The sequence below is a fragment of the Micromonospora sp. NPDC000668 genome (assembly GCF_042897975.1).
In the GTDB taxonomy this organism is placed as follows: Bacteria; Actinomycetota; Actinomycetes; order Mycobacteriales; family Micromonosporaceae; genus Micromonospora.
In genome coordinates, this window is sequence record NZ_JBIAYP010000004.1 from 360090 (window position 1) to 377187 (window position 17098).

17 protein-coding genes and 2 tRNA genes are annotated in these 17098 nt (G+C 73.1%); 11 read left to right on the plus strand and 8 right to left on the minus strand.

The features are described 5' to 3' along the window. Positions 1-81: 81 nt before the first annotated feature. The 5 genes from ACFY29_RS22480 to ACFY29_RS22500 all read left to right on the plus strand — a co-directional run bounded on the left by ACFY29_RS22480 (position 82) and on the right by ACFY29_RS22500 (position 7195). Entirely contained in the window at positions 82-942 is an 861-nt protein-coding gene (locus tag ACFY29_RS22480) for a universal stress protein (RefSeq protein WP_355603306.1), read from the plus strand. 70 nt (positions 943-1012) lie between these two features. After that, positions 1013-3406 carry a phosphoketolase gene (locus tag ACFY29_RS22485; RefSeq protein ID WP_386989208.1) on the plus strand — a complete coding sequence of 798 codons (2394 nt, stop codon included), beginning with the start codon at positions 1013-1015 and terminating at the stop codon, positions 3404-3406. A 10-nt stretch (positions 3407-3416) separates the two neighbouring features. Continuing rightward, positions 3417-4274, plus strand: coding sequence for a universal stress protein (locus tag ACFY29_RS22490; protein WP_328425118.1), 858 nt, complete (start codon positions 3417-3419; stop codon positions 4272-4274). Positions 4275-4425: 151 nt separating this feature from the next. Next, on the plus strand, positions 4426-5421 hold the full coding sequence (locus tag ACFY29_RS22495; protein WP_386989211.1) for an Acg family FMN-binding oxidoreductase: 996 nt from the start codon (positions 4426-4428) through the stop codon (positions 5419-5421). A 40-nt stretch (positions 5422-5461) separates the two neighbouring features. After that, positions 5462-7195, plus strand: coding sequence for a GAF domain-containing protein (locus ACFY29_RS22500; RefSeq protein ID WP_386989214.1), 1734 nt, complete (start codon positions 5462-5464; stop codon positions 7193-7195). A 15-nt stretch (positions 7196-7210) separates the two neighbouring features. On the opposite strand, the gene ACFY29_RS22505 is transcribed toward ACFY29_RS22500, so the two are convergent. Next, positions 7211-7849, minus strand: a complete 639-nt coding sequence (locus tag ACFY29_RS22505; RefSeq protein WP_328425112.1) for a response regulator transcription factor — start codon at positions 7847-7849, stop codon at positions 7211-7213. A 226-nt stretch (positions 7850-8075) separates the two neighbouring features. Here ACFY29_RS22505 and ACFY29_RS22510 point away from each other — a divergent pair, with 226 nt between their 5' ends. Continuing rightward, positions 8076-9050, plus strand: coding sequence for an Acg family FMN-binding oxidoreductase (locus ACFY29_RS22510; RefSeq protein ID WP_386989218.1), 975 nt, complete (start codon positions 8076-8078; stop codon positions 9048-9050). A 42-nt stretch (positions 9051-9092) separates the two neighbouring features. Here the strand turns inward: ACFY29_RS22510 and ACFY29_RS22515 are convergent, their stop codons facing one another. Both ACFY29_RS22515 and ACFY29_RS22520 read right to left on the minus strand, forming a co-directional pair. Further along, a complete protein-coding gene (locus tag ACFY29_RS22515; RefSeq protein WP_386989221.1) occupies positions 9093-10088 on the minus strand; it encodes an NAD-dependent epimerase/dehydratase family protein in 996 nt (331 codons plus the stop codon). Positions 10089-10190: 102 nt separating this feature from the next. Further along, positions 10191-10844, minus strand: a complete 654-nt coding sequence (locus ACFY29_RS22520) for a TOPRIM nucleotidyl transferase/hydrolase domain-containing protein (protein WP_386989224.1) — start codon at positions 10842-10844, stop codon at positions 10191-10193. 174 nt (positions 10845-11018) lie between these two features. Between ACFY29_RS22520 and ACFY29_RS22525 the strand changes: the two genes are divergently transcribed. Then, complete coding sequence (locus ACFY29_RS22525; RefSeq protein ID WP_386989227.1) at positions 11019-11531, plus strand: nitroreductase/quinone reductase family protein; 513 nt, start codon at positions 11019-11021, stop codon at positions 11529-11531. Between the two features lie 35 nt (positions 11532-11566). Here ACFY29_RS22525 and ACFY29_RS22530 read toward each other — a convergent pair. Next, positions 11567-11641 (minus strand) — tRNA-Val (locus tag ACFY29_RS22530). Positions 11642-11687: 46 nt separating this feature from the next. Continuing rightward, positions 11688-11760, minus strand: a tRNA-Gly gene (locus tag ACFY29_RS22535). Positions 11761-11907: 147 nt separating this feature from the next. Here ACFY29_RS22535 and ACFY29_RS22540 point away from each other — a divergent pair. Continuing rightward, positions 11908-12177 carry a DUF6458 family protein gene (locus ACFY29_RS22540; RefSeq protein ID WP_386989230.1) on the plus strand — a complete coding sequence of 90 codons (270 nt, stop codon included), beginning with the start codon at positions 11908-11910 and terminating at the stop codon, positions 12175-12177. Between the two features lie 108 nt (positions 12178-12285). On the opposite strand, the gene ACFY29_RS22545 is transcribed toward ACFY29_RS22540, so the two are convergent. Continuing rightward, entirely contained in the window at positions 12286-13101 is an 816-nt protein-coding gene (locus ACFY29_RS22545) for an isocitrate lyase/phosphoenolpyruvate mutase family protein (protein WP_386989233.1), read from the minus strand. Between the two features lie 70 nt (positions 13102-13171). Between ACFY29_RS22545 and ACFY29_RS22550 the strand changes: the two genes are divergently transcribed. Next, positions 13172-14152 (plus strand): helix-turn-helix domain-containing protein, encoded by a 981-nt coding sequence (locus ACFY29_RS22550; RefSeq protein WP_386989235.1) that lies wholly within the window; start codon positions 13172-13174, stop codon positions 14150-14152. A 42-nt stretch (positions 14153-14194) separates the two neighbouring features. Here the strand turns inward: ACFY29_RS22550 and ACFY29_RS22555 are convergent, their stop codons facing one another. Beyond that, a complete protein-coding gene (locus ACFY29_RS22555; protein ID WP_386989238.1) occupies positions 14195-14776 on the minus strand; it encodes a TetR/AcrR family transcriptional regulator in 582 nt (193 codons plus the stop codon). Between the two features lie 182 nt (positions 14777-14958). On the opposite strand from ACFY29_RS22555, the gene ACFY29_RS22560 reads away from it, so the two are divergent. Then, entirely contained in the window at positions 14959-15690 is a 732-nt protein-coding gene (locus tag ACFY29_RS22560; RefSeq protein ID WP_386989241.1) for a GNAT family N-acetyltransferase, read from the plus strand. A gap of 34 nt (positions 15691-15724) precedes the next feature. Here the strand turns inward: ACFY29_RS22560 and ACFY29_RS22565 are convergent, their stop codons facing one another. Next, positions 15725-16477, minus strand: a complete 753-nt coding sequence (locus ACFY29_RS22565; RefSeq protein ID WP_386989244.1) for an alpha/beta fold hydrolase — start codon at positions 16475-16477, stop codon at positions 15725-15727. A 62-nt stretch (positions 16478-16539) separates the two neighbouring features. Here ACFY29_RS22565 and ACFY29_RS22570 point away from each other — a divergent pair, with 62 nt between their 5' ends. Next, complete coding sequence (locus tag ACFY29_RS22570; RefSeq protein WP_328425091.1) at positions 16540-17067, plus strand: PadR family transcriptional regulator; 528 nt, start codon at positions 16540-16542, stop codon at positions 17065-17067. Positions 17068-17098: the final 31 nt, after the last annotated feature.

Sequence of the window (17098 nt, forward strand, 5' to 3'; positions counted from 1 at the left end):
CCCACCATCGTGACCACCCGACTACCCTCGGTCAGGGACAGCGTGGTCGTGCCGGGCGCGACGCCCGGGAGGTGATGTCGGATGGCCGCATCCGCCGATGCAGCGGTGCTGGTCGGTCTCGGCTCGGACCGCGACCTCCCGGTCGTCCGACTGGCCGCACAGGAGGCCGCCACCCACGGCCGGCCGCTGCACCTGCTGCACGTCTTCGACTGGCAGGCGGCCTTCGCCGCGGACACCGTCGCCGCGCCCCGGGACCACGCCGAAGACCTGATCACCCGGGCCGCCCAGCTCGCCCACGAGGTCGAGCCGGGACTGACCGTACGCGGCGAGATCATCGAGAACGCCATGCTGCTCACCCTGATCCGCCGGTCAGAGGCGGCCTTCCTGCTCGCGGTCGGCGACAGCGGGATGGCCGGCAGCGGCGAGTGCGTCGCGTCCGACACGCCTGCCGTGCAGCTGGCCGCACGGGCCGGCTGCCCGCTGCTGGTCGTCCGCGACGACCCGCCGCCGCCGGGCCCGATGCTGGTCGGGGTGGACGGCTCGCCCAGCTCGACCCTCGCCCTGCAGTGGGCCTTCGAGTGCGCGACCCGGCGCAGCGCCCGACTGCTGGCGCTGCGGGTGGTGGAGCCCGACGAGGACACCGCCGAGGTCACCGATCAGCTCACCGAGCTGATGGCCCGCCACGCCGCCCGCCGCACGGAGGTGCCGGTCGAGTGCCGCGTCATCCGCGGCGCTCCCGAGCAGGTGCTGGTCGACATGTCGCGCTCGGCGCAGCTGACGCTGGTCGCCGCCCGCGGCGACGAACCGGGGCGTGGAATGCTCGGTTCGGTCGCCCAGTCCCTGCTCTACCACTCCCCGGCCCCGGTGATCGTCGTCCGCGGGCTGACCGACATTCCGCTGACTGGGCCCGACGTCCGCCCGACCCGGGACCAACGGCCCTGACCCTGGGGCGTCGGCGGCGACGAGGCTGGACGCCGGACGCCCCACTCCTACCCGCGAGAGGTTCAGCATCATGGACACCGCTCTCGACGCGCGCCGTGCCCTCACCGACGACGAGCTGCGCCGGCTGGACGCCTACTGGCGAGCCGCGAACTACCTCACCGTCGGGCAGATCTACCTGCTGGGTAATCCGCTGCTGCGGGAGCCGCTGACCGTCGACGACATCAAGCCGCGGCTGCTCGGTCACTGGGGCACCAGCCCCGGGCTCAACCTGATCTACGCCCACCTCAACCGGGTGATCGTGGCGCGCGACATGAACGCCATGCTGGTCACCGGCCCCGGGCACGGCGGCCCGGCCATCGTGGCCAACACCTGGCTGGAGGGCACCTGGTCGGAGCGCTACCACGACGTCTCGCGCGACGAGGCCGGGATGGCCCGGCTGTTCCGGCAGTTCTCCTTCCCGGGCGGCATTCCCAGCCACGTGGCGGCGGAGGTGCCGGGCTCGATCCACGAGGGCGGCGAGCTGGGGTACGCGTTGAGCCACGCCTACGGCGCCGCCTTCGACCACCCGGACCTGGTGGTCGCCTGTGTGATCGGCGACGGTGAGGCGGAGACCGGGCCGCTGGCCGGCAGTTGGCTCTCGAACGTCTTCCTCAACCCGGCCCGCGACGGTGCGGTGCTGCCCATCCTGCACCTCAACGGCTACAAGATCGCCAGTCCGACCGTGCTGGCCCGGATCCCCGAGGCGGACCTGCTCGACCTCATGCGCGGCTCGGGCTACCAGCCGTACGTGGTGGCCGGCGACGACCCGGCCCAGGTGCACCGCACGCTCGCCGCGACGATGGACCGGGCGCTGGACGAGATCACCGCGATCCAACTCAAGGCCCGCTCCGGCGGCGCCGTCGAGCGTCCCCGCTGGCCGATGATCATCCTGCGGACGCCGAAGGGCTGGACCGGGCCGAGCGAGGTCGACGGCACCCAGGTGGAGGGCACCTACCGCGCCCACCAGGTGCCGCTGTCCGGGGTACGGGACAACCCGGCGCACCTGGCCGAGCTGGAGCGCTGGCTGCGCAGCTACCGCCCCGAGGAGCTGTTCGACGCCACCGGCGCGCCGGTGGACGAGCTGTGCACGCTGCCGCCGCACGGCGACCGACGGATGAGCGCCAACCCGGTCACCAACGGCGGGGTGGTGCTCCGCGACCTGACCCTGCCCGACTTCCGCGAGTACGGCGTGGACGTCCCCCAGCCGGGCGAGCCGATGGCCGGTGCGACCGGTGTGCTCGGCGCGTGGATCCGGGACGTCATCGCCGCCAACCCGGAGACGTTCCGGCTGTTCGGCCCGGACGAGGTCGCCTCCAACCGGCTGGGCGCCGCCTTCGAGGTGACCGACCGGGCCTGGGTGGCCGACACGGTGCCCAGCGACGAGCACCTCTCCCCGGACGGCCGGGTGATGGAGGTGCTCTCCGAGCACCTGTGCCAGGGCTGGCTGGAGGGCTACCTGCTGACCGGCCGGCACGGCCTGTTCACCAGCTACGAGGCGTTCATCCACATCGTCGACTCGATGCTCAACCAGCACGCCAAGTGGTTGAAGGTGACCCGGGGCATCCCCTGGCGGCAGCCGCTCGCCTCACTGAACTACCTGCTCTCCAGCCACGTCTGGCGACAGGACCACAACGGCTTCTCCCACCAGGACCCCGGCTTCATCGACCACGTGGTCAACAAGAAGGCCGAGGTGGTCCGGGTCTACCTGCCGCCGGACGCCAACACGCTGCTCGCGACGATGGACCACTGCCTACGCAGCCGGCACTACATCAACGTGGTGGTGGCCGGAAAGCAGGCGGCGCCGAACTGGTTGTCGATGACCGAGGCGATCCAGCACACCCGGCGCGGCCTGGGCATCTGGGAGTGGGCCAGCAGCGACGGCGGCAGCGAGCCGGACGTGGTGCTCGCCTGCTGCGGGGACGTCCCGACGCTGGAGACGCTGGCCGCCGCCGACCTGCTGCGCCGGCACCTGCCGGACCTGAGGGTGCGGCTGGTCAACGTGGTGGACCTGATGCGACTCCAGCCGGCCACCGAGCACCCGCACGGCCTGCCCGACAACGAGTTCGACACCATCTTCACCGCGGATCGGCCGATCATCTTCGCCTACCACGGCTACCCGTGGCTGATCCACCGGCTCACCTACCGCCGTACCAACCACGACAACCTGCACGTGCGCGGCTACAAGGAGGAGGGCACCACCACCACGCCGTTCGACATGGTGATGCTCAACGACCTGGACCGCTTCCACCTGGTCATCGACGTCATCGACCGGGTGCCCGGGCTGGCGGCCCGCGCCGCGCACCTGCGCCAGCAGATGGTCGACGCCCGGCAGTCGGCCCGCGACTACACCCGCCGGCACGGCGAGGATGACCCACAGGTCGCGGAGTGGCGCTGGGTCCGGGAAATCGACCCGACCAACCCCTGAGGAGGACAACGTGCGCGACTCGGAAATTCTGGTCGGCTACGACGGCTCCACCGACGCCTCGGTGGCCCTGGACTGGGCGCTGGACGAGGCTGGGCGCAGCGGCCAGCCGGTGCGGCTGGCGTACGTCTTCGAATGGCTGACCGTGGCCAGCTGGGTCGGCCCGGGCGTAGCGCCCGGCATCTGGCCGGACGACGCCGCCCGGCGACAGGTGGAGGAACTGGTCCGGGACGCGGCGGCGAAGGCCGCCGCCGCGCACCCCGGGCTCACCGTCACCGGCGAGGTGTTCGACGGGCCACCCGCCCTGGTACTGCAGGAACGCTCGGCCAAGGCCGGGCTGCTGGTGCTCGGCAGCCGCGGCCACGGTGGGTTCGGTGGGCTGCTGGCCGGGTCGACGGCGGTGGCGGTTGCCGCACACGCGCACTGCCCGGTCGTGGTGGTCCGGGACGGGGCCGGCAGCGCACCGGCGGACGCGACGGCCGGGCCGGTGGCGGTCGGCGTGGACGGTTCGGAGCCGTCGCTGGTGGCGCTCGGCTTCGCGGCCGAGCGGGCGGCCCAGCGGCGGGTGCCGCTGCGCGTCCTGCGGGCCTGGACGCCCGGCCCCGGTGGGGCGGCCGGGGTCCCGGACGAGCGGGCCGCGGTGGAGGAGAACGTGGAGCCATGGCGGCGGACGTTCCCCGAACTGACCGTGACCGTCGACCTGGTCCCGGGCAGCCCGGCGGCCATGCTGATCGAGGCGAGCCGCGACGCGCGGCTGGTGGTGGTCGGCAGCCGGGGCCGGGGCGGGCTGGCCGGCATGCTGCTCGGCTCGGTCAGCCAACAGCTGATCCAGCACACCCACTGCCCGGTCGCGGTGGTCCGGGAACGCTGACCCCGGGCCTGGTCCGGCGGGCGTAACGACGCGATGTGATCGGCGCCTGCGGCCCGTGCGGGACTCCCTCGGATGCCAGAGGATGGACCGGCAAGCCGCGCACAGCACCGTGCCGTGAGGCACGATGGGCGGAGATGGAAAGGTCGTGACCATGAGTCAGGAGAGCAAGCTGACCACCGCGCTGGCGGAGGCCGCCGCCACCGCTGGCCACGCCCCCTCGCTGCACAACACCCAGCCGTGGCGCTGGCGGGTGCTGCCTGACGCGCTGGAGCTGCGCACCGTCGCCGACCGGCAGCTCACCGCCACCGACCCGGAGGGCCGGCTGCTCGCGATCAGTTGCGGCACCGCCCTGCACCACGCCCGCCTGGCGCTGGCCGCCGAGGGTTGGCGCGCCGTGGTGGAGCGAATGCCCGACCCGGGCGACCGCGAGCTGCTGGCCCGGCTGACCACCCTCACCCGCGTGACGGCCGACCCGGACGCCATGCGGATGGTGCAGTGCATGCAGATCCGGCACACCGACCGGCGGCCAGTCAGCGACGAGCCGGTGCCGACCGCCGCGATCGGGGAGATCACCCGGGCGGTCACCACCGAGGGCGGCCGGTTGCAGATCCTCGACGGCGACCAGGTGCTGGAGCTGGCCGCCGCGGCCGGGCACGCCGACACGGTCGAGGCCGAGGATCCGCAGCTGCGCGCCGAGCTGGAGTACTGGACCAGCAGGGCCGGCACCGGCACCGGGCTGCCGCCGGAGGTGCTGCCCGAGCAGCCTCCGCAGACCACCGTGCCGGCCCGCGACTTCGGCCACCCCGGCGGCCTGCCGATCGGCCCCGGCCACGACCGGGCCGCCGTGTACGGGATGCTCTACGGCGACGAGGACGAACCGGACAGCTGGCTGCGCGCTGGCGAGGCGCTCTCCGCCGCCTGGCTGACCGCCACCCGGCTCGGCGTCTCGCTGGTACCGCTCAGCTCGGTGGTGGAGGTGGAGGGCACCCGGCAGAGCCTCCGGCACCTGCTCGCCGGGCTCGGCTTCCCGTACCTCGTGCTGCGATTGGGGATCGCGGACCCGACGCACGCGGGCCCGCCGCACACCCCGCGGCTGACCACCGAGCAGGTGATCGACACCACCGCGGTGCGCGGCGAGCGGGGTTGACGGTTCTGGCCACGGCGATCATCGGCGATACCATCGCTCGATGACCAACAGCGCCCCGCAGCCTCGTCAGGAAGCCCATGTGACCCCGTCGCTCGGGCTCAGCCCGCTGCCGCGGGTCCGCCTCGACGAGTTGCTCCAGGAGATGCTGGACCGGGTCGGCGAGGTCGTCACCAGCCGGGAGCGGCTGCGCGCCCTGCTCGACGCGGTGGTCGCCATCGGCACCAACCTGGACCTGCGCAGCACCCTGCAACGCATCGTGCAGGCGGCCTGCGAGCTGGCCGGCGCCCGGTACGGCGCGCTGGGCGTGGTCGGCCCGGACCGGCTGCTGCACGACTTCATCGTGCACGGCATCTCCCCCGAGGTGCACGCGCAGATCGGCGACCTGCCACACGGGCGGGGCGTCCTCGGCCTGCTCATCGACGACCCCCGGCCACTGCGGATGCCGGACATCACCCAGCACCCCCGCTCCTACGGCTTCCCGGCCAACCACCCGCCGATGCACAGCTTCCTGGGCGTGCCGGTGCGCATCCGGGACCAGGTGTTCGGCAATCTCTACCTGGCCGAGAAGCAGGGCGGCGCGCAGTTCACCGAGGACGACGAGGAGATCGTGGTCGCGCTCGCCGCCGCGGCCGGCGTGGCCATCGAGAACGCCCGCCTGTACGCCCTGGCGCACCGGCGGGAACGCTGGCTGGCCGCGACCGCGGAGATCACCTCGGTGCTGCTCGGCGAGGTGCGTCGCACCGACGCGCTGGCGCTGGTCGCCCGCCGTGCCCGGGAGGTCGCCGAGGCGGAGCTGTCGCTGGTGCTGCTCTACGACACCGACAGCACGCAGTTCACCGTGGAGGTGGTCGACGGCGCCGACGAGCAGGCCCGGGCGCTGGTCGGCACGGTCCTGCCGTCCGCCGACACCAGCTTCGGCGCTGCGGTGGCCGAGGGCCGCCACGACCAGGTGGACGATCTCGCGCACGCCGCACCGTGGCCCGCGCTGCTGCACACCGGCCCGGCGGTGATCTCACCACTGGCCACCGCCGAGACCCTGCACGGTGTGCTGGTCGTGGCGCACCGGCCGGAACGCGGCGGCGGCACCAGCGAGGACGACGTGGCCCTGCTGGGCAGCTTCGCCGGGCAGGCCGCGCTGGCCATGGAGCGGGCCCGCGGCCAGGAGGAGCGGGAGCTGCTGGTGGTCCTGGAGGACCGCGAGCGGATCGCCCGCGACCTGCACGACGTCGTGATCCAGCGGCTCTTCGCCACCGGCCTGCAACTACAGAGCGCCGCGCCGATGATGACCCGCCCGGAGGTGGCCAAACGGATCAACGCGGCGGTCGACGACCTGGACGCCACCATCCGGGACATCCGCCGGACCATCTTCGAGCTGCGCACGCCCATGACCGCGGCGCTGCGCACCGAGATCCGCGAGGCGATCGAGCTGGCCGCCGAGTCGCTGGGCCACAAGCCCCACCTGGAGCTGACCGGGCCGGTGGACAGCGCCGTCCCGGACGCGATCCGCCCGGACCTCACCGCCGTACTACGCGAAGCGCTGTCCAACGCGGTCCGCCACGCGCAGGCCAACCAGGTCGCCGTGGCCGTACGCGTCGACGCCGGCCATGTCACCGTGACGGTCACCGACGACGGCGTGGGCTGCGATCCGAGCGCCGCCAGGGGCGGGCTGGTCAACCTCCGCGAACGCGCCGAACGTCACGCCGGCACCTTCACGATCATCCCGGTCGAGCCGCACGGCACCGAGGTGAGCTGGTCCGTGCCGCTGCGCGACTGACCGGCGCGGGTCGGGTCAGGGCGTCTTGCCGAGCAGGCGGGTGGCCAGGACGGCGGCCTGGGTGCGGCGCTCCAGGCCCAGCTTGGCCAGCACGCTGGAGACGTAGTTCTTCACCGTCTTCTCGGCCAGGAACATCTTCCCGGCGATCTCCCGGTTGGTCATCCCCTCCGCCACGTACTCCAGGATCCGTCGTTCCTGCTCGGTGAGCGACTTCAACTCGCGCGGCTGCTCGACGCCGTTGCGGATGCGCTCCAGCACCCGGGTGGTGATCGCCGGATCGAGCAGCGACTGCCCGGCCGCCACCCGACGCACGGCGTCGACCAGGTCGGTGCCGCGGATCTGCTTGAGCACGTACCCGGCGGCACCGGCCATGATCGCCGCGAACAGCGCCTCGTCGTCCTCGTACGAGGTGAGGATCAGGCCCTTGATGGACGAGTCGACGGCGCGCACGTCGCGGCACACGTCGATGCCGTTGCCGTCGGGCAGCCGTGCGTCGAGGATCGCCACGTCCGGCCGCAACGCCGGAATGCGGCGGGCCGCCTCCTGCGCGGAGCCGGACTCGCCGACCACCTCGATGTCGCCGCTGCTCTGCAGGAGGTCGGCCAGGCCACGGCGGACGACCTCGTGGTCGTCGAGGAGGAACACGCGGATCATTCCTCGTTTCTACCCGGGTCCCGCGTCGGGTGCACGGGCCGAAGGTCCCGATCACACCGGTTCCGCCCGCGAGGTCGGGCCAGCGCGACGGTCGGACCCGGGCTGGGGGCCGGTCGGGCCCGACGGATCGGGACGTCCGGCCCTGCACGCCGCCCACCCGACGGGCGGACGGTAGGGATGCGTCGCGGCACCATCGGCCGCTGGCACCGGGAAAGGAGCACCTGCCATGGACATCGGCTACACCCCCGCACAGCTGCGGGCCGCCGCCGTGGACGCGGTACGGGCACCCTCTCTGCACAACACCCAGCCGTGGCGGTTGCGGCTGCGCGACGGCGGGATCGAGGTGCTGGCCGACCCGGCCCGCCGGCTGCCGGCGACCGACCCGAGCGGGTGGGGAGTGCGGGTCGGCTGCGGCGCCGCGCTGTTCAACCTGCGGATCGCGCTGGCCGTCGCCGGCATCCCGGCCCAGGTGCGGCTGCGCCCCGACCCGGCCGAGCCGAACCTGCTGGCCCGGCTGGTGCCGGACACCCCGCGCCCGCCCACCCCCGCCGAGCAGAGCCTGTACGCCGCCATCCCCCGCCGGTTCAGCAACCGGCTGCCGTTCTGGCCGAACCCGGTTCCGGCCGACGCCCGATGGCGGCTCGGCGAGGCGGCCCGCACCGAGCAGTGCTGGCTGGAGATGCTGATCGGGGTGAGCGCGGTCTCCGCGTTCGGCGAGATCGCCCGAAGCGCGCACCGGGTGCTGGAGCGGGACCCGGCCTACCGGGCGGAGCGCGAGCAGTGGCTACGCCGGGAGCCCGCACCGGACGGCGTGCCCTCCTCGTCCGGCGGCCCGCAGAGCGAGCCGCAGGACGTGCTGCCGGCGCGCGCCTTCGGCGGGCTCGACCGGGCCCCTGGGCGGGACTTCGAGCCGGAGCCGCTGGTGGCGGTGCTCGGCTCGGTGGGCAACACCGCGGTGGACCAGGTCATCGCCGGGCAGGCCCTGCAACGGGTGCTGCTCACCGCCACCGACGCCGGGCTCAGCGTGTCGATGCTCTCCCAGCCGATCGAGGTGCCCGGCGCGCGGGAGCAACTGCGGCTGTCGCTGGGCCGGTTCGGCACACCGCAGATGGTGCTGCGGATCGGGTACGGCCAGCCCGGCCGACCGACCCCGCGCCGCAGCATCGACGAGGTGCTGGACCTGCCGGTGGTGCCGGCCTGAGCCGGCATCACCAGCCGCACCCCGTCGACGGCGGACGCCCGGTCAGGCGGTGAGCAGCTCCGCCTCCCGGGCGGGATCCAGCCCCACCGGCTCCCGGGCCGGCCGGCCGGCGCGCGGTGGCACCGACCCCACCGCGCGCAGCCAGCGCCAGGTGTCGGCGACGGTGTCGGCCACCGGTCGGCAGGTCAGCCCCGCCGCGTACGCCTTCTGCACGCCGCGCTCCTGCATCCACCGGAACTCGTGACCCTCCGGAACCCAGATGGGCAGGTCGTTCCAGGGGACCACGCCGGCGGCCAGGATCGGCCCCGGGTCGGTCCAGTGCAGCCGGGCGCCGGAGCCGGTCACCGCGACGACCGTGTCGAGCAGCTCGCCCATCGTGGTGTGCCCCGGGTGGCTGATCACGTTGAAGGCACCGCCGACCCGCTCGGCAGCGCGGTCCAGCGTCCACGCGGTCAGGTCGCGCACGTCGATGTACTGCACGGGCAGACCCCGGGGGCCGGGCGCGAGCACGTCACCGCCGCGGGCCACCCGCTGCAGCCACCACGGCAGCCGGCCGATGTCCTCCCCCGGCCCGAGGATCAACCCGGCGCGCACCAGCAGCGCCCGCTCGCCGTAGACCTCCGTCGCGGCCAACTCCCCGCCCGCCTTGCACTCCGCGTAGTCTCCCCCGGTGGCGTCGGCGGCGGCCGTGCCCACAGTGGGCGCCTCCTCGCCGACCTGCGCCGGCACCGGCTGGGCGTAGACCGAGCCGCTGGAGATGTAGGCGTAGTGCGGGACCGCGCCGACCAGCGCGCGGGCCGCGTCCCGCACCGCCCGGGGGGCGCCGTCCCAGGTGTCGACCACCAGGTCCCATTCGCCGCCCGCCAGCGCCGCCAGGCCGTCCGGCTGCGTCCGGTCACCCCGCAACCGCTGGACGTCGGGCGGGACCGTGCCATGCATCCCCCGGTTGAACACCGTCACCGACCAGCCCCGGCGAACCGCGTCGGCCACCGTCGCTCCACCCACGAAACCCGTCCCACCCAGCACCAGCAGTCTCATGCGGTCCACCCTGCCCGCTGGCCAGAGCGGGTGACACCCATGTTCACCGGTAGCGGATCTGCCGCTGGCAGAACCGCTGGCTGACGCGGCAGGTCGGTGGGACTAGCCGGCGAGAAGATGGTCCAACGGTCGGGGTACGCAGGCCGGGTCGAGGGCGCGGACGAGCGCGCGGGCGTACCGGGCCTTGCGACCGCTCATGGTGCCCATGAAGCGGCGCAGTTGCCGCTCGACCGACCGCTCGCGCTGCGCGGGCTGGTTCTGGAAGACCCGGAACCTGGCCAGGTCCTTCTCCGCCGCGAGGACCTGCTCGACGCCGGTGCTGCCGAGCGCGCGGATCAGCTCGTCCTCGAGGTCGGCGACGCACACGTAGAAGCCGAGGGCCTCCATCGCCGACCGGGTCAGGCCACTGCCCAGGCCGGCCTGTTCGAGCCCGCGCCGGAAGTAGCTCTCCTCGGCCTCGTCACAGAGCCCTCGCACCGTCAGGGCGAGCCCCTGTGCACCGAAGAGCCGCAGGAACCGACCGACGCTCATGGCGCCCCCGATCGGCACCACACACACGCCCTCGTCGGCCAGGTCACGGTCGCGCCGTGCGGCCAGCGCCTCCACCGCGCACTGGTCGCTGACCCCCTCGACGAGCACGACCGTGGCCAGGCCGTCGCGGGCCAACTCACGGGCCGCCGCGGCGGCCGCCGCGGCATCCGTGCCGCCAGCCGCCCAGGCGCCGACGGCGGCTCGGAAACGGTCCGGCTCTCGCACAGGTCAGAGTCTCGCAACGACCGATCCGGACCGCCACCGGATTGTCGGCGGGCCGCGTCGCGGATGACGTTCTCGAACCGGATGTGGACTTTGGACTCTGTATCTCAGGTCTGACATCGGCAACCTTTGAAGAAGGAAGACGACGTCGCACGAGCCGCGCACTGGGAGGACCCGATGGCACGCTGGCCATATGCCGATGACGAACTCCGGGCCATGTACACCGGAGGGCGCGGCAACTCGACGGCCCGCCGGTTCGCCCGGTTCTGGGCGGTCGTACAGGGTGCCGGCCTGCTGCCCCGACGTTGGGTCACCCTTGAGGTGCCGGGCCGGCGTACCGGGCGGATCACCCGGTTCCCGCTCGGCATGGCCGACCGGGACGGCGTCTGGTACCTGGTTTCGATGCTGGGCAACGACTGCAACTGGGTCCGCAACGTCCGGGCGGCGGACGGCCGGGTCACCATCCGACGCGGCCGCGGCCGGCCCCGCCAACTGGTCGAGGTACCCGTCGAAGAGCGTGCCCCGATCCTCAAGCGGTACTTGCAGAAGGTGCCGGGGGCTCGACCACACCTGCCCGTGGACCGCGGCGCACCCCTGACGGCTTTCGAGGCGATAGCGGCGCGCTATCCCGTGTTCCGCATAGAAGCCGCGACCACACCAGCGCGCACCCTCAGGGAAAAAGGGGAATGAGCGCCGCCGCAGCTCAGCATCACTACGGATGAATCTGGTGGGCGATACTGGGTTTGAACCAGTGACCTCTTCCGTGTCAAGGAAGCGCGCTCCCACTGCGCCAATCGCCCGTGGTGATCGCCCGACCCGACAATCAGGATCGCGGGGCGGATCGCGAGCGGACGACGGGATTCGAACCCGCGACCCTCACCTTGGCAAGGTGATGCGCTACCAGCTGCGCTACGTCCGCACGTCTCCGGCAAGTGCCGGCGACGGGTGAACTCTACCCGACGCCAAGATCGCTGGGCGCGGCACCCTGCGGCCTGGTGATTGCGCTGGTTGTTGAGGGGGTACTGAAGGACCTCGACAGCGCACCACACCCCCTAAGGAGGCTGTCGTGGGTATCGGCACCAGCATCTTCCTCATCGCGCTCGGCGCGATCCTCACCTTCGCCCTGGACGCGAACGTCGGCGGCATCGACCTCGACGTGGTCGGCTGGATCCTGATGGCGGCCGGCGTGCTCGGCCTGATCATGACCACGCTGATCTGGGGTCGCCGCCGCGCGGTGGTCACCACCAGCGAGCAGCCGGTCGAGTACCGACGGGTCGAGGAGCCAGTGGAGTACCGCCGGGTCGAGGAGCGGCGGGACATCGCCCCGCCGCTGTGATCCGACCCCTGCCCATCGCCGGTGGAGCCGGCAGATCACGCGACGACGGGCCGGCCACCTCGACCGAGGTGACCGGCGCGTCGTCGGCAATGGCCCCGCCCTCCCCGTTCAGCGCATCAACGCGTTGAGCGTGCCGTAGTCGAGGGCGTCCGCCAGCGCGTCGTACGTGCCCGCGCCGAGCGCCTCGTCCGCCGCCCGGCGGGCAACCGCGTACGCGGCCTCCGCGACGGCCGAGCCGAGGCTCACCCTGGCCACCCCCAGGCGGGCCAGCTCCCCCACCGCCGGCGCACCCGGCCCGGCGAGCACGTTCAGCGGCGCCGGCACCGCCTGCACCAGCGCGCGGATGGTCACCGGATCGACCACCCCGGGCACGAAGATGCCGTCCGCGCCGGCCGCGAGATAGGCGGTGGCCCGGGCCACGGTCTCGTCCAGGCCGCCGGTGCCGCTGAGGAACGTGTCGATCCGGGCGTTGACGTAGAGCGGCAGCCCCGCCGCGTCGGCGGCGGCCCGCACCGCGCCGATCCGGGCGCACTGGTCGGGCACGTCGCGCAACGGCGGACCGGCCTCGCGTCGGGCGTCCTCGATGTTCACGCCGACGGCACCGGCGTCCAGCACCGCGCGGATGGTCGTACCGACCTCCGCCGGCGTCGCCCCGTACCCGGACTCGATGTCCGCGGTGACCGGCAGCGGCACCGCGGCGGCGACCCGGCCGACCAGGTCGACGGCCGCGTCGCGACCGAGGACGTCGCCGTCCGGGGCGCCCAGGCTCCAGGAGACGCCGGCGCTGGTGGTGGCCACCGCGCGGGCGCCGGCGGCCGCCACGATCCGGGCGCTCGCGGCATCCCAGGCGTTGACGAGGACCAGCGGCGATCCGGGGGTGTGCAGGGATCGGAACAGTTCTGCTCGGGTGTGGTGTTCGCTCACCCGGCAAGTCTCGGCCCGCCCCGACTGCCGCAGTAATGTTTCAGTCCCAGCTGAATCCAACGGGGGTGCCGTGGTCGCCATCGGCCTGTCGGCGGGCGCCGTCGCCCGCATCCGGTTCGCCGTCTCCTGCCTGTGGGAGGTCGTCGCGAGCGTCCGGGTGCTGCGCGACCCCGGGGACCACGCCGTCCACCTGCCCTGGGTACGTCGGGTCCGTCCACCGCTGGTCGAGGCCGGATTGGCCGGCCCGGACGGCGGGCTGCTCTGGCAGCTGGTGCCGGCCCCGCCCGGGTACCTGGCCGACTTCCTCACCCCTCCGTCCGCCGGTCTCATCCCGGACCTGGCCGCCGAACTGGCCGCCCTGCGCGCCACCCCGGCCGACTCCGTCCGCACGCACCTGGACCTGTACCCGGGCAACCGAACCCCGGCGCTCGCCGCCCTGTACGCCGACCCGCCAGCCGGGCTGCGGCGGCTGACCGAGGAGATCGAGGCGTACTGGCGGATCGCCCTGGCCCCGCACTGGCCACGGCTACGGCTGCTGCTCGACACCGACGTCACCGCCCGCGCCCGCCTGCTGGCCGAGGACGGCGCGGCCGTGCTCCTCAACGACCTGCATCGGCAGGTCCGGTGGGAGGACGACACCCTGCTCATCGCGCAGCGGCACTGCCTGGCCCCGGACGTCCCGGACGGGCCGGGGCTGGTGCTGGTCCCGTCGGTCTTCGTCTGGCCGTCCGTGCTGAGTGTCTCCGCCGGGGGCGCGCCGCAACTCGCCTACCCGGCACGCGGGCTCGGCACACTGTGGGAGCGCCCGAACGGCGTACCGGACGCGCTGGCCGCCGTGATCGGTCGCGGGCGGGCCCGGCTGCTCACCGAGCTGACCGGGCCGGCGAGCACCACCGAGCTGGCCCGACGCGCCGGGATGTCGCCCGGCGGGGTCTCCCAACACCTCACCGCGTTGCGCGCGGCCGGCCTGGTGGTGACGCACCGGCGGGGCCGGACACTGCTCAGCGCCCGCACCGACCTCGCCGAGGCGCTGCTCTCCGCGACCGGGTAGGCCATCGCCGCGCGGCGGTGCCGGTCAGCCCACGGCGGGCGGTCAGCTCAGGCAGCTGAGCGCGACCTCGGCGGAGCGCATCAGGGCCGCTCGGTCCGGGTTGATGGCGCCCATCACCCGCAGGCCTTGGAGGCTGGTCACCAGGAAGGCGGCCAGGTCGCTGGCGCTGCGGTCGGCCGGGATCTGACCCCGCAGCTGCCCCTCGGCGAGCAGGTCGTAGAGCGCCAACTCCACGGACTGGGTGGTCGAGCGGAGTCGCTCGGCGACCCGCAGGTCGTGGTGGGCCCGTTCCATCGATGCCCCGACGATCAGGCAGGCGAGACGCTGACCGTCGCCGGCGACGTCGTCCACCAGCTCGACGAACATCGCACGGACGACCTCGCGGGCGTCGTTGCCCGCGCGCAGCATCTCGACCAGCGGGGCGGCGTAGCGCTGCCGGTAGAGGTCGAGCGCGGCCAGGTACAGACCGTCCTTGCTGCCGAACGCGGCGTAGATCGAGCCACTGCCCAGGCCGGTCGCCTCCGCGAGGTCACGGATCGAGGTGCCCTCGTAGCCCTTGCTCCGGAACACCTGCATGGCCGCGTCCACCGCGGCGTCGAGGTCGAACTCACGAGTACGGGCCATGCACTCACACTAGCGAATATCTGGAACGTACGCCAAAGTATCGTGCATCACGGCGAGCCCGGTGGGACCGCCTTCCGTCCGGCAGATTGCCGAAACCGCAGCCAGCCACACCTCTCAGCGCCGATCATTACTTGTACGTTCGTTCCACATACTGCCCAGAGGCCCGCGTTACGATCCGACTCGTGGAGTTCCTCGACACCGTCCTGGCCGCGCACCGGGCTTACCTGCTCGGCTGGAACATTGGCGAGCCCGGGGACCCCGACCTACTGACCTATCGCAGCGACGTGCCGCACGCGCCCCTCAACGGCGTGCTGCGCGTGACCGGGCGTACGCCGCAGGATGCCCTCACCGAGGCCCGGCGCCGCCTCGACGGCGTACCCCGAGTGTGGTGGGTCGGCCCGGACAGCGACGCCGGCACGGCCGACGGCCTGGCGTCCCTCGGCGCCGTCGATGTCGCCCGTCTGCCGATCATGACCGTGGCGATCGGTGACGCGGCCGACGCTCCGACGCCCGCCGGGCTGCACATCAGCGAGAGCACCGACCTGGACACGTTCGTCCGGGCGTATGCCCGGGTGTCCGGAATCCCGGCGGAGGGCGTGGCGGCGGCGATCGACCGGGAGAAGGCGTTCTCCGGCGACGGCACCGTGCTCAGGCTGGCCGGCCGCCTCGACGACCGGATCGTCGGGACGGCCGTCGCCTGGCTCAGCCACGGCCTGGCCACGCTGTACTTCGTCGGCACTCAGCCCGAGCAGCGCCGGCGGGGCATCGGCGCGGCAATGACCAGGGCCGCGCTCGACCTGGCCGGCGAGCGGGGCGTCCGCACGGCCGCTCTCACCTCGACTCCCGTCGGTGAGCCCGTCTACCGCCGCCTCGGCTTCCGCACCGTGGGCACCTTCCGGCTGCTGACGTTCTGAGCCGAGCCCTCCGGCTACGGGTCGACCGCCTGCCCTACGCCAGCAGTGCCGCGGCGGTGGCCGCGACGAAGCCGTCGGGGTTGTCCAACATGATGTTGTGGCCGGCGTCCGGCACGGCGACCACCCGCACGCCGGCGTCGCTGAGGGCACGCGCACCGATCGGTTCGTTGTCGGCCGGGTGGAGGTAGGTACGCGGCACAGGCAGGTCGAGCAGCAGGTCACGCATGGTGGGGGTGGTGCCGGCGCCAAGGTGCGCCGCGGTGCGGTAGAGCGCTTCCGCACCGGTGAGCCGCATGGTCGCCGCCCAGGCCGGGCCGACGCGGTCGAGCGTCTCGGCTCGACCATCGCCGCGGACGAACTGCTCCTCGGTGTAGCGGGCCTGAATGCCGACGCCCGGAGGCTGCGGGTCGAGGGTGGCGTCGACCAGGACCAGCGCGGCGACGAGGTGCGGATGGCGCGCGGCCAGGACGATGGCGACGGCGCCGCCCATGCTGTGGGCGATCACCTCCGCGCCGCTGACGCCGGCCGCGGTCAGCGCCGTGGCGAGCAGATCGGCGTGCTCCTCCAACGTGTACGAGGCGTCGGCCGGCCGGTCGCTGATGCCGTGCCCGAGCAGATCCATCATCAGGCTGCGCCGTCCGGCGAGTGTGGGGTTGGTGGCCACTCCTGCGTAGTAAACCGGCGAGGAGGCGCCCAGACCGTGCAGGTAGACCCGGGTGGGTTCGGCGCCGGGCAGCTCCACCCAGCGGATCGTCGTGCCATCTGGTCGCACCTGGGCGCCGCGCATCACGTACCTCCTGATCAATACCTCGACTTCGAGGTATACCGTTGCGGAGGTAAGCTAACACGATGTTGGAGTTCGCGATACTGGGCTTCCTGGCCGACGCCCCGCTGCACGGGTACGAGCTGCGCCGGCGCGTGGCCGCACTCACCGGCCACGTCCGACCGATCGCGGACGGGACGCTGTACCCGACGATCAAGCGGATGGAGCGTGCGGGCTTTCTCCGTCGCGATGTGCAGGCCGGCCAGGTGGCGGCACCACGGCACGTGCTCATCCTCAGCCCAGCCGGGGAGGCGGAGCTGAGACGTCAGCTCCGCACCCCCGACGAACTGTTCATCACCGACGAGAACCGCTGGTTCACACTGCTGGCCTTCCTGCGCCATCTCGACGACCCGGCCGGCCAGGCCGCCGTCCTGCAGCGTCGGCTCGACTTCCTCACCCAGCCGGCGAGCTTCTTCTGGGACGGTGACCGACCACTGCGTGCCGCCGACTTCCCCGACGACCCCTTCCGCCAAGGGCTGTTCCGCATCGCCACCACCACCAGCCGCACCGAGATCGCCTGGCTGCGGGAGCTGCTGACATCACTCACGCGATGAGGTCGTGCGGCCAAGCGGGGGCACATACAGA